The sequence below is a fragment of the Rhizobium sp. BK591 genome, assembly GCF_014195045.1.
GTDB lineage: Bacteria > Pseudomonadota > Alphaproteobacteria > Rhizobiales > Rhizobiaceae > Rhizobium > Rhizobium anhuiense.
In genome coordinates this window covers 311,052-323,884 of sequence record NZ_JACIAZ010000009.1, presented here as the reverse complement: position 1 = coordinate 323,884, position 12,833 = coordinate 311,052, and the positions used below count along the sequence as shown (strand labels likewise).

The window sequence follows — 12,833 nt, the reverse complement described above, 5'->3', positions numbered from 1 at the left end:
CCGATCGACACCACGACCACCTCTTCGGCCTTGCCGGCTTCCTTCAGCCGCAGCGCCTCTTCCACCGAGATCTCGTCGAACGGGTTCATCGACATTTTCACATTGGCAAGCTCGACACCCGTGCCATCCGGACGAACCCGGATCTTCACGTTGTAGTCGACAACCCGTTTGACGGGCACGAGTATCTTCATGGGTGACCCCCTTTATTTCTAGACTACCGGCCGTCAGTGCGGCCGTTCGGCAAGCAATGCCCAGAAGGCGAAGAGCGGCGTGTCGAGCGACCTCATGGCATGTTTGATGCCAGGGAGATTGTAGAAGGATCCGCCGATACCAGGCGAAAACCAGTCCCCTTCCCCCTGCTGGAATTCTCCCTCGGAAAGCACGAGGTAGACTTCCTCCGGTGCATGGTCGTGATCGGGGTAGCGCATGTGAGGCGCCATCAACGTCACGCCGATCCACAGGTCGCTCCGCTCCTCCAATCCTCCCGGGCCGATGATCATCGCATTGGCATGGCCATCGACAAAATTGTCGCTGGCCGTGTGGTCATACTTGGTGCGCCGACGCCATTCAAGCATTGGCTCGATGCCTTTGAACCCCTCGATCAAACGCGCCAGCGAAGGATAGGACGGATCGATCGAGAGCGCCACATCAAGGAGCGCACACACGGGCAATCGACTTCCTTCCCCTGCGCGTGCATCTCCCGGGCATTCCAGCGCCGTAGAAATCTGACGAATCGAGCGACGGGCTTCCGGCGCCCTGGCAAATTGGTCGAAAGCCACGAAAGCCGCATCCACGAAAATCTGGAGGCTTTCATTGCGCAAACTCATGTCATCACCTCCCGAAACGACCCGCCGACAGGCGGCTGATCTTGCGATCAGATATCTTTTGCGATGCGCAGTCCGTCATAGACGGCGGCATGCGTGTTGCGTGCGGCCACGGCATCGCCGATCCGGAACAGCTGGAACCTGCCGTCGGGATTGCGGACGATGGACTGGGGTTCTCCAGACAGAAGCTGGTCGTGCGACATCTCACCGAGATTGCTCGAATTGGGTTTCAGTTCGAAATAGAGCTCATCGAGCGGGATGGTCCCATGATTGACGACGATCTGGTCGAAGCTGTGCTGCCTGGCAATCCCGCCGTAATCGCTGCCGATATGAGCGACCAGCTGGTTGCCGCTCTTCTCGACGGCTTCCAGACGGTAGGTGACGGTGAAGGTCACGTCGTGCTTCTGAAGAGAACGCATATAGGGCACCAGGTTCATGGCCATGACCTCAGGCGCGAAGGACCGGTCCGGCGTCATGATCTCGACCTTGGCGCCTGCCTTGGCGATGAACTCCGCCGCCTGCAGGCCGGCATGGTCGCCGGCATCGTCGAAGATCAGCACGTTGGTTCCAGGCTTCACGTCGCCGGAAATGATGTCCCACGAAGAGACCACCAGCTCGTTGCCGCTCGTGAGAACCTCGGTATGCGGCAGGCCGCCGGTCGCAATGATGACGACATCGGGATTTTCGGCCTCGATGGTGTCGGCTTCCGCCCAGGTGTTGAAGTGGAAGGTGACGTCGTATTTCTCGCACTGGCTCATGCGCCAGTCGATGATGCTGATCATCTCCCTGCGGCGCTCACTCTGGGCGGTGAGCCGGATCTGACCGCCGGGATTGTTCGCCGCCTCGAAAACGACGACCTGATGGCCGCGTTCCCCGGCGACGCGCGCCGCTTCCAGACCGGCCGGGCCGGCGCCGACGATGACGACTTTTTTCCTGGCGTCGGCCTTCGCCACGATATGCGGCATCGTCAGTTCGCGGCCGGTGGCGGCATTGTGGATGCAGAAGGCGGCGCCGCCCTGGTAGATGCGATCGAGACAGTAATTGGCGCCGACGCAGGGGCGGATATCCTCTTCCCGTTTTTCGATGATCTTGCGGACGATGTGCGGATCGGTCATGTGGGCGCGGGTCATGCCGATCATGTCGACTTTCCCGGCCGCGATCGCGTGACGCGCGGTCGCGACGTCCGGTATCTTGGCAGCGTGGAACGTCGGAAAATTGGTCGCGGCCCGGATTTCACCGGCAAAATCCAGGTGCGGAGAGTTTGCCATGCCCTGGATCGGAATGACATCCGTCAAACCCGCATCGGTATCGATGTGGCCCCGAATGACGTTCAGATAGTCGATGAGGCCGCTATCGCGGAGCCGCTTGGAAATCTCCATGCCTTCGGCCTTGCCGGTACCGCCGGGAAGACATTCGTCGGCGGTATAACGAACGCCGAGGATGAAGTCGTCACCCACCCTTTGCCGGATCGCCTTGAACACATCGAGACAGAAGCGCATGCGGTTTTCGAGAGAGCCGCCATAGGCACCATCGAGTTCGTTGGTCAGCGGCGACGCGAACTGGTCGATCAGATGGCCGTAGGCCTCCAGCTCGACACCGTCCATGCCGCCCGCCTTCATGCGCTCCGCAGCATCGGCGAAATCCTTGATGATGCGCTCGATGTCCCAATCTTCCATCTTCTTCGGGAAGGCGCGGTGGGATGCCTCGCGATGATGCGACGGCGCCACGACCGGCAGCCAGTCGCCCTTGTCCCAGCGCGTGCGCCGGCCGAGATGGGTGAGCTGGATCATGATCGCCGCCCCCTCTTCATGCACAGCGTCGGTCATTTCCCTGATCCACGGGACGATCTCGTCCTTATAGGCGAGCAGGTTGTTGAAAACCGGCGGACTGTCCCTGGACACCGCGGCCGAGCCTGCGGTCATCGTCAGCGCCACGCCGCCCTTTGCCCGCTCCACCGTATAGGCGCGATACCTCTCCTTCGGCATGCCGTCTTCCGGATAGGCAGGCTCGTGGGAGGTCACGATGAGACGGTTGCGCAGCTTCAAATGCTTGAGCTGATAGGGCTGAAGAAGGGGGTCATTCGACATGGGCCGTGGTTCCGGATTAAAAACGTCAGAGGAGACGCTAAGCATAATGTACATAAGTGTCAACGAGGAAAACAAACGGGTCGTTATTTTCGACACTGATGTACATTTTTCTTGTGCGTGGTTTGATAATTTGATAGGAAACACCCCATGGATCAGGCTTTGAACGACACTGGCTGGCGCGGATCACAGGAGGGATGGCTGGAAGCAGCGTATCACTCCCTGCTGGATTCCGGGGTGGATTCGGTGAAGATTCTGCCGCTGGCGAAGAAGCTCAATCTCTCTCGCACGAGCTTCTACTGGTTCTTCAAGGATCGGGAGGAGCTGTTGGCCGCGCTTGTGGCGCGCTGGCGCGATAAAAACACCGGCAACATCGTCAAGCAGTCGGAAGCTTACGCGGAATCGCTTGCCGAGGCGATGCTCAACGTCTTCGATTGCTGGCTCAACAATGATCTGTTCGACGCCAGGTTTGAATTCGCCGTGCGCAGCTGGGCGCTGCAGTCCGACGAGATTCTCGCCGAAGTCCGGCAAGCCGATCAGCTTCGCCTGGAAGCGCTCAAGCGCATGTTCATCCGGTTCGGACTACCAGAAACGACATCAGATGTCAGAGCGCGAACAACTTACCTCGTTCAGATCGGCTATATCTCCATGCAGTCCAGGGAGGAACTCGCCGTCCGCATGAAACGGATTCCAGAGTATATTGCGATCTACACCGGCGAAGTGCCGCAGCAGAGGGAGCTCGATCGCTTCTTCTCCCGGCATGGCCATAGGCCCGGTTAGGGAAGGCCGAGATGAGCGTTTCCTTGAGGATCGGTATCATTGGCGGCGGCGGATGGCTTGGCGGAGCAATCGCCGGCTCGATCCTCGATGCCGGCCTGGTCGGTCCTCGAAATCTCTCCCTCTCCTATCGCAGCGAGCCGCCGCGCCGTTTCCCGAATTCTTTCCTGACCACCGACAATCAGGAGCTTGCCGACCGCTCGGATGTGATCCTTCTCTCCGTTCGTCCGGCCGACTGGCAGGCCCTGGAGTTCGATGCCGGCGGCAGGCTCGTCATCTCTGTCATGGCGGGCATCCGCTTGGGCGCACTTTCGGAACGCCACAACACCGCTCGCGTCGTCCGCGCTCTGCCGAATGCCGCTGCCGAAGTAACCAGATCCTATACGCCCTGGACTGGCACAAGCGACGTCACGGAAGACGATCGAGCAGTCGTCCGCGCCATTTTCCAGGCATGCGGATCTGAGGACGAGGTCGGAAGGGAAAGCGACATCGACTATCTCACCGGCCTTTCCGGATCCGGACCGGCATTCCCGGCGCTGCTCGCAGCCGCCATGATGAGCGACGCCGTCGCCCATGGCCTGCCGGCGGAGATTGCGCAGCGGGCCGTCAACACGGTGATGACAGGCGCCGGCCGCCTGCTGGAGCGCCGTGACGAATGTCCTGACGACGTCGTTCAAACCTTTCTCGCCTATCGCGGCACCACCGCAGCAGCCATCGAAGGCATGCGCGCTGCCGGGTTCAACGCTTCCGTCGCCAAGGGACTGTCGGCGGCATTCAAGAAATCGGTGAGTATGGGAGACGCTTCCTGACAACCGTTGGAGCGGGTTCCTGCGGCGCCCCGCTCGTCAAAATCGGCCGCTAAGCAGAGGGAACGAAATGAAAAAACTACTTGCATCGACATGCCTGACATTCGGCCTGATCGGCGGGGCGTCTTTCGCCAGCGCCGCCGAATGCGGCAGTGTGACCATCGCCAGCATGAACTGGCAGAGTGCAGAGGTTCTCTCTAACCTCGACAAGTTCATCCTGAACGAAGGTTATGGCTGCGAGGCCGACATCACCGTCGGCGACACCGTCCCGACGATCACCTCCATGGCCGAAAAGGGCCAGCCCGATATCGCGCCGGAAGCCTGGATCGACCTGCTTCCCGATGTCGTCAAGAAGGGAACGGATGAAGGCCGGATCGTCCAGGTCGGCTCTCCGCTGCCCGATGGCGGCGTACAGGGCTGGTGGATTCCCAAATATGTTGCCGATGCCCATCCCGATATCAAGACCATCGGCGACGTGCTGAAGCATCCGGAACTCTTCCCCGATCCGGAAGATCCGAAGAAGGGCGCCATCTACAACGGGCCGCAGGGCTGGGGCGGCACCGTCGTGACCACGCAGCTCTACAAGGCCTTCGAAGCCGAGAAGGCCGGCTTCACCCTCGTCGATACCGGCTCAGCCGCCGGCCTCGATGGTTCTATCGCCAAGGCTTACGAACGCAAGGAAGGCTGGGCCGGCTATTACTGGGCGCCGACCGCGCTGCTCGGCAAGTATCAGATGGTCAAGCTCGAAGCCGGTGTGCCGCAGGATGCAGCCGAATGGAAGCGCTGCATCACCGTCGCCGATTGCCCCGATCCGAAGCCGAACGCATGGCCGGTCGATCACGTCGTGACCTTGGTTGCCAAGCCCTTCTCGGAAAAGGTCGGGCCTGAGGTCATGGACTATCTGACGAAGCGCTCCTGGAGCAATGACACGGTCAACAAGCTGATGGCGTGGATGACCGACAACCAGGCAACCGGCGAAGATGGCGCAAAGCACTTCCTGAAGGAAAACAAGGACCTCTGGACAAAGTGGGTCTCGCCTGAGGCAGCCGCGAAGATCGAAGCTGCGCTTTAACGCCGACTATTGCGGTGCGCTCAAAGCGCACCGCCTCTCGCTGCCGATAAAATCAAAAAGACTGCCGCGGCTCTTTGAAGAAAAAGGGGAACCGAATGGAATGGTTTTATAAATTCCCGCATATGGATGATGATGCCCTTCGCAATCTGAAGAAGGCGATCGATGACGGCTTTCGCGCCTTTACTCGCAGCTATGGCGACGCGATCGAAAGCCTCTTCTCCCCGCTGCAGCATTTTCTCATCGCCGCCGACCGCTTCATGACGCAGACGCCGTGGCCGATCATCACATCCATCATCCTTGTGATCGCATGGTTTGCGAGCCGCAGCCTGAAGATCGTCTTCGGCTGTCTCGTGACACTGCTGCTGATCGGCTATTTCGACATGTGGGACGATACGATGCGGACGGTCTCGATGATCTTCGTCTGTACCGTGCTCTCGATCGCCATCGGCATCCCGATGGGGATCCTGATGGCGCGTTCCGACCGGCTGCAGCGCGTCATCAACCCGATCCTCGACGTCATGCAGACCATGCCGAGCTTCGTCTACCTGATCCCTGTCGTCATGCTGCTCGGCATCGGCAAGGTGCCGGGACTGATCGCCGTCGTCATCTACGCCATCCCGCCGATGATCAGGCTGACCGACCTCGGTATCCGCCTGGTCGACAAGGACGTGCTGGAGGCGGCCGACGCCTTCGGGACATCGAGCTCGCAGAAACTGTTCAAGGTCCAGTTGCCGCTGGCGCTTCCCACCATCATGGCCGGCATCAACCAGACCATCATGATGGCGCTCGCCATGGTCGTCGTCGCCTCGATGATCGGTGTCCAGGGTCTTGGCCAGCCGGTTCTGAAGGCGATCGCCAACCAGTACTTCACTCTGGGCATTTTCAACGGCCTTGCCATCGTCGGCATCGCCATCATCTTCGACCGGGTCAGCCAGGCATATGGCAAGAGGCTCCAGAAGCATCGGGAGATCGTCCATGGCTGATCAACGTTTCGGCGGCATCAAGATCCGCCATCTCTACAAGATCTTCGGTCCCAATCCTGCCGCTTACGTCGATGCCGTCCAAAAAGGATTGTCGAAGACCGAGCTCAACCAAAAGCATGGCCACGTGCTGGGCTTGAGCAATATCAATATCGAGATACCTTCGGGCCGCATCCAGGTCATCATGGGCCTTTCGGGTTCGGGCAAATCGACCCTCATCCGCCACATCAATCGTCTGATCGATCCAACCGCCGGCGAAGTGCTTGTCGACGGCGTCGATGTCGTGAAAATGAACGAGACCGAATTGCGGGCGTTTCGCCGGCACCAGACGGCCATGGTGTTTCAGAAGTTCGCGCTTCTGCCGCACCGGAATGTTCTCGACAATACCATCTTCGGCCTCGAAGTGCAGGGCATGGAGCGTTCGAAAGCCGTCGACGTCGCCATGCGCTGGCTGGAGCGGGTCGGTCTCAAGGGCTTCGAGCAGAAATATCCCAACCAGCTCTCCGGCGGCATGCAACAGCGTGTCGGCCTGGCGCGCGCCCTTTCCAACGATGCGCCGGTCCTTTTGATGGACGAAGCCTATTCGGCGCTCGATCCCTTGATCCGCACGGATATGCAGACGGTCCTTCTCGACATTCAGAGGGAGATCAAGAAAACCATCGTCTTCATCACCCACGATCTCGATGAAGCCCTTCGCCTGGGCGACCAGATTGCGATCCTGCGCGACGGCGAAGTCATCCAGCAGGGCACCAGCCAGGACATCGTCCTGCGTCCGGCGGACGATTACATCGCCAACTTCGTCAAGGAGGTTAATCGCGGCCGCGTCATCCATGTCGAAGCCGTCATGACCCCCCTGCATTCCGGCGCAGTACCCGGCGGATTGACGATTGCGTCAGGCACGACAGTCGAAGAGGCCGTCCGGATCCTGGCATCGGCGCCGGACGACGATGCCAGGGTGATTTCACCATCAGGCGAAGCATTGGGTCTCGTCACCTTCCGCCAGCTCGCAGGCGCGATGGTGAACTCGCAGGAGGTGGCTCCCCGACGCGATAGCGCCCTCTCGGTCGCACTCTGAAGCTCAAATGCGGCCGTCTCTCCGTTTCGTTGGCGATACCGATATCGGGCACGCCATCGCAGGAAATGGAAAGTCGGCCGCCTGACGCTTGGGGATCACCATGTCGAAACTCTTCCCGCGTCTGTTTTCGCCCGTCAGTCTGCGCGGACACATTTTGCGCAACAGGATCGTCTTCGGCGCGCATACGGCAAACATGGCGAACAACGGCGTGCCCGGCGACCGGCATGTTGCCTATTATGCCGAGCGTGCGATCGGCGGCGCCGGAATGATCGTGGTCGAACCGATGCCGGTCCATCCCGCCGCCGTGTTGACGCGCGGGAATTTTCTTCCCGGCGACGATAGTGTCGTCCCTCATTTCAGGAAGGTCACGACGGCGATCAGGGAAAACGGCGCGGTCGCGATCCAGCAGCTCTACCATGTTGGCGCGCATGGAGATTCCGATAATTCATACCACCCGCATTGGTCGCCGTCCGGTCTGCCCAGTTATCACGACAGCGACGGCTCGCATGCCATGAGCGAGGCGGAAATCTCAGAAACCATCGACGGATTCGTGCAGGCGGCGCGCCGCTGTCATGAGGCCGGTTTCGATGGCGTGGAGGTCTGGGCGGCCTATCTCGGCCTCATCGAGCAGTTCTGGACGCCCTGGTCGAACCGGCGAGAGGATCAATGGGGCGGTTCGCTCGAAAATAGGACACGTTTCTCGCGCGAGATCACGAGCCGCATCCGGGCGGTCTGCGGTCAGGATTTCATCATCGGGCTTGCGATCAGCGATGAGCCCGATCATAGCGTCGCGCTGACGCGGGACGAGCTTGCCGAGATCGTCGCCCTCCATGACGATCTCGGCCTCGTCGATTACGTCACCTGCGGCTCGGGCGGCTATCTCGACTTCCACAAGCTGATGCCGACATTCCTTTACCCGGAGAAGCTCGGCGCCGATCTCGCTGCGACGATCAGGCGGTCCGTCAAGCATGCGCTCGTCATCGCCGAAAGCCACATCAGAACGCCGGAGAATGCCGAAACCGTTCTGGGAGAAAGAGCGGCGGACCTCGTCTCGATCGTCCGCGGCCAGATCGCTGATCCCCATCTCGCCCGAAAAGCCGGCGAAGACCGCCCCGACGATGTTCGCGGCTGCATTTCGTGCAACCAGATGTGCTGGGGCCGGCGCTCGCGTGATTATTGGATAAGCTGCCTCATCAACCCGTCGGCCGGACGGGAATACCAATGGGGCGGCGACCGCTTCAGCCCGGCCGGCCAGCCGAGAACGGTGCTGGTCGTCGGCGGCGGGCCTGCCGGTCTGGAAGCCGCCCGCGCAGCCGCGGAGAGAGGCCACCGGGTCATCCTCGCGGAAGCCTCCAGCCGGCTCGGCGGCAATTTCCTGCTGGCCGGACTGCAGCCTCGCCGCGCGCAGATCCTCGACCTCATCGGCTGGTACGAGCGGCAGCTGACGAAACTCGGTGTCGAGATCCGGCTCAACTCTTATGTCGAGGCATCGGATGTCGAAGCGATCGGCGCGGATGCCGTCATCCTGGCGACAGGTTCCTATTCTCCCGACACCGGCTTCCAGAAGGCTCTGCCTTCGGTCGAGACGCTGCCCGGCATCGAAAGGGGAAACGTCTTCACGATCGAGGCTGTCATGGCGCGGCAGGCAAGGCCGGGCAAAAGGGTCCTGCTGCTCGACGAGGGTGGCGGCTGGCGCGGCTGCGGAACCGCCTGGAAGCTCGCCGAAGATGGGCACCTGGTGACCATGCTCTCGCCCGACCCCTTCATCGGCAAGGAACTTCAGCGCACCACCGCCGACGTACCGCTGCGTCGGACCTTGAAGAGGCTGGGTGTCCAATGGCGTCTGGAGGTCAGCGTGCTGGCGTGGCACGGCAACGGCGTCACCCTGCTGGATCACAATACCGGCGAGCATTTCTTCGAGGAAGGCGACAGCCTGGTGCTCGCCACAACCAATGCAGCCGCCAACTGGCTCGGCGAAGAACTGCGCTCGAGCGGTCGCCATATCGTGGAGATCGGAGACTGCGCCGCCCCGCGCCAGGCGCCCTATGCCTTCTATGAGGGCAGGCGAGCCGCATTGGAGCTGTGATGACCGGGCAGAGGATCAGAATGCCGATCGACGAGCTCCGCCAACTGGCGCTCGAAGCCTGCCTCGCCTGCGGTGCCAGCCAGGCCATGGCGAAGGCGCTCGTCGATGCAACGCTGTCGGCTGCCCGTTTCGGGCGCCCCGAGCTGGGTTTTCCGCATTTCGTCGATTATCTCGCCAGCCTGCGCGAGGGGCGGATCAACGGAGACGCCAAGCCCGGCTTCAACCATGTGCTGCCGGCCCTGATCCAGGCCGATGCGGATGGCGGCATAGCGCAGCTCGGCTTTGACCTCATTTACGACGACTTCACGAAACGCGTGAAAACCTTCGGCATTTCAGTCTTCACGCAGAAAAACAGCTATACCGCCGGGGAACTGGGATATTACATCAGGCGCCTGGCTCAGGACGGATTGATCTCCATCGCCGCTGCCAACGGCCCACCATTGATGGCCGCCGCCGAGGGCGGTGAGCGCGTTTACTGCACAAATCCGCTGGCCTTCGGCGCGCCCATGCCGGCCCCTTTGCCGCCTCTCGTCATCGACCAGGCGACGAGCGCTACGGCCTTCGTCACCCTTGCCGAGGCGGCCAAGGCGCAGTCGCCGATCGCTCACGGCATCGCCATCGATGAGACCGGCGCAATCACCACTGATCCGGTCAAGGCGATGCTCGGCGCGCTCCTGCCCTTCGGCGGCTACAAGGGCGCCAATATCGCCCTTGTCGTCGAGATGCTTTCCGCGGGTCTTTCCGGGGCCGCATGGTCGCTCGATGCAGGCCACTTTCTCTCGGGCGAGCATCCGGTCAATGCCGGAATGACCGTGATCGCGCTCTTTCCCGCAGCAGTAGATCCGGATTTTCAGGCGCGAGCCACGGCCCAATTGGAGCGGCTGCGCGCCAAGGGAGTTCGCATCCCCGGCGACAGAGCGATGTCCGCATGTACCGCGGAAACCGATAGCCTCGAAGTCGACGCAGCGGTGCTCGAAACGATCCGCCGCTTGTGCCTTCAGTGAAAGCAAATCATTACCAAGCCGAAGAAGCGCGCGCACTGCGGACCAGTGCGCAACCATGGCGACAATGTCCTCGTTCGGCTAATTGAGAAACTAAAGATCTCTATCCACTTTGCGCAGCGCATTGCGCAGAACAGACGGCTTCAGGGGAGCGGCTTCATATACATTTTGCGCAAGATCAGTCCAGACTGCGTCACGAAAAGCCGCTCGGCCGACAATATCGGGACCGGACAATTGCTCCATAGCTGAGGAACAGTAAGATCAATCCCGACCAATGCCATGATGGTTTGCGGTCCTAAAACCAAACCCGTTCATCCATCACCCCCAAAAGGATGGAAGGGATCATACATACGCACTGCATCCCGTGCGTATGCCTGCATGCCTGTCAGCCTGCCGAAGGCCCTCTTTAAGCGGTCCACTATAGAACCTTCGGCAGGCGACTGCGCGACTTGCGAAATCGGGGGCCCACTCGATAAGCTTCAGATATCGCTCCTCTCGGCAAGACCCGCTGCATTTGAGCCCGCCGAGCGCGGCCGCGTTTTTCTCGGACGTGCCAAGGCCGCTCTATCACTTTGAATCAAAATCCTAAAACGCGTCGCATGAATTCGCATTGGCGCGATGCGCTGTATAGTGGCCTGGCGGATACAGGCGATAAATTTACCCTTCTGCGTAATCGTTTCATCATCAGCCCGATGGCTTGCCAACTGTTCCGAGTTCTGCCAGTTCCTGCCGTCAGGCTGCGAAAAACGGATGCGATGGGAACTCTTGGCAATGCATTTAACGGGTTGGTTTTATTGACGCTTGTCACGCCCGCGTTTCGTCTGCATCGGCTTACGCAAACCACCGATCCCGATGCCGACACCACGTGCAGATTCCCCTGCTCCGCTGAGACCTGCTGCGCTGCATGCTCCGATCGGCTAATATATAGCCACGCCTCAGCAATCAATCACGTCCACAGGCCCTGACGAAGCGGAGGAGGATGGTCGATGGTATCAGGCGAAGCGATTGGAGGTACGCGCATCAATATGTCAGCGCTATCATGGATTGCGCCGGCATCGGCGAGCGACGGAGAAGGACAAGTCAACACAGCCCCATTGAAACGATAGGAGCGGCATGACGGAAAATAGCACTGCCCCATTCTCATTTCGATTTAGCGGTTCGTCCTTCGACAACATGGTCGAAACGCTGGGCGGCGCCTTTGGCGCATTTGATGCCGAGCCTGTCGGCCGCAGCCAGGACTTCCATTGGGGATTGGATTTCTCGGCATGTGACAGTGCCGTCCTGCTCACCGGTTATCATGAGGCGGAATTTCAGTTCAATATCGAGCCGACCGTCGATACGGCCGAATATCTGTCGATCGTCGTGCCGCGCAGCGGCGGCATGGGGGTCACCTATGGGTCGCGCGTCGCCGAGGCCGGGCAAGGAAAATTGCTTCTTTACAATAATTTCGAGCCCAACAGCGTCATCATGCATGGGCGATCGAACGTCATCGACGAGTTGCTGATCAACTGGCCGCTCATCCTCCAGACGATCGGCCAGACTTTCGAGATGCCGTTCAGCGGCTCTCTCGACCTGCTGCCCGAACTGGATCTGTCCAAGCCGGAAGGCCGGTTGATCAGCAATCTCACGGAAACGATCATCGCGGGCATGCGCGACGATGGTCCCTTGCTGCAGTCGCCGATCGCCATGGCGCATATGACGCAGGCGCTGGCCGATCTGGTCGTGCGCCTGGTGCCGCACCGGCTGTCGCATTTCCTGGAGAATGGCCCGGCCCTGATCGCTCCCCGGCATGTCCGCCGGGCGATTGAATTCATGCACGCCAATATCGATCAGCCGATCACCATGCCGAAGGTCGCCGAAGCGGCCGGCGTATCCAGCCGGGCGCTCGAAACCGGTTTTCGTGCCTTCAGGGGAACCTCTCCCGCCGCCTACCTCTTGACCCTTCGTCTGCGTGCGGCGCGCCAGGATCTGCTCGATCCCGAGAGCAAGGACACCATGAAGGCCATCTGTCTCAAATGGGGCTTCTTTCATTTCGGCCGGTTTTCCGCGGTCTATAAAAACACCTACGGAGAATACCCTTCCGACACCAGGAAGCGCGTGATCCGGCGATGATGGCCTCGGCTTGCGG

At 60.6% G+C, this 12,833-nt stretch carries 11 protein-coding genes; 8 read left to right on the top strand and 3 right to left on the bottom strand.

Annotated elements, in window-relative coordinates:
• The 3 genes from FHX10_RS31915 to FHX10_RS31905 form a co-directional block, all read right to left on the bottom strand.
• On the bottom strand, nt 1–191 hold a 191-nt coding region (locus FHX10_RS31915; protein ID WP_409527300.1), incomplete at its 3' end, for an electron transfer flavoprotein subunit beta/FixA family protein.
• A gap of 33 nt (nt 192–224) precedes the next feature.
• Nucleotides 225–827, bottom strand: a complete 603-nt coding sequence (locus FHX10_RS31910) for a dimethylsulfoniopropionate lyase (RefSeq protein WP_048338176.1) — start codon at nt 825–827, stop codon at nt 225–227.
• A 47-nt stretch (nt 828–874) separates the two neighbouring features.
• The gene (locus tag FHX10_RS31905) at nt 875–2,911 is read right to left on the bottom strand and encodes an NADH:flavin oxidoreductase (RefSeq protein WP_063474170.1); all 2,037 of its coding nucleotides are present in this window, start codon (nt 2,909–2,911) and stop codon (nt 875–877) included.
• Nucleotides 2,912–3,058: 147 nt separating this feature from the next.
• Here FHX10_RS31905 and FHX10_RS31900 point away from each other — a divergent pair, with 147 nt between their 5' ends.
• The 8 genes from FHX10_RS31900 to FHX10_RS31865 all read left to right on the top strand — a co-directional run bounded on the left by FHX10_RS31900 (nt 3,059) and on the right by FHX10_RS31865 (nt 12,817).
• Nucleotides 3,059–3,688 (top strand): TetR/AcrR family transcriptional regulator, encoded by a 630-nt coding sequence (locus FHX10_RS31900; RefSeq protein WP_063474169.1) that lies wholly within the window; start codon nt 3,059–3,061, stop codon nt 3,686–3,688.
• 11 nt (nt 3,689–3,699) lie between these two features.
• The gene (locus FHX10_RS31895; protein ID WP_063474168.1) at nt 3,700–4,494 is read left to right on the top strand and encodes a pyrroline-5-carboxylate reductase family protein; all 795 of its coding nucleotides are present in this window, start codon (nt 3,700–3,702) and stop codon (nt 4,492–4,494) included.
• Between the two features lie 67 nt (nt 4,495–4,561).
• Complete coding sequence (locus FHX10_RS31890) at nt 4,562–5,563, top strand: ABC transporter substrate-binding protein (protein WP_063474167.1); 1,002 nt, start codon at nt 4,562–4,564, stop codon at nt 5,561–5,563.
• Nucleotides 5,564–5,658: 95 nt separating this feature from the next.
• On the top strand, nt 5,659–6,546 hold the full coding sequence (locus tag FHX10_RS31885; protein WP_047616819.1) for an ABC transporter permease: 888 nt from the start codon (nt 5,659–5,661) through the stop codon (nt 6,544–6,546).
• Nucleotides 6,539–7,618, top strand: coding sequence for a glycine betaine/L-proline ABC transporter ATP-binding protein (locus tag FHX10_RS31880; RefSeq protein WP_047616821.1), 1,080 nt, complete (start codon nt 6,539–6,541; stop codon nt 7,616–7,618). The genes FHX10_RS31885 and FHX10_RS31880 overlap by 8 nt, the downstream gene beginning before the upstream one ends.
• A 100-nt stretch (nt 7,619–7,718) precedes the next feature.
• The gene (locus FHX10_RS31875) at nt 7,719–9,704 is read left to right on the top strand and encodes an FAD-dependent oxidoreductase (RefSeq protein ID WP_097596425.1); all 1,986 of its coding nucleotides are present in this window, start codon (nt 7,719–7,721) and stop codon (nt 9,702–9,704) included.
• Nucleotides 9,704–10,708, top strand: a complete 1,005-nt coding sequence (locus tag FHX10_RS31870; RefSeq protein ID WP_063474166.1) for an Ldh family oxidoreductase — start codon at nt 9,704–9,706, stop codon at nt 10,706–10,708. The genes FHX10_RS31875 and FHX10_RS31870 overlap by 1 nt, the downstream gene beginning before the upstream one ends.
• 1,110 nt (nt 10,709–11,818) lie before the next feature.
• Nucleotides 11,819–12,817 (top strand): AraC family transcriptional regulator, encoded by a 999-nt coding sequence (locus FHX10_RS31865; protein ID WP_047616827.1) that lies wholly within the window; start codon nt 11,819–11,821, stop codon nt 12,815–12,817.
• Nucleotides 12,818–12,833 lie beyond the last annotated feature (16 nt).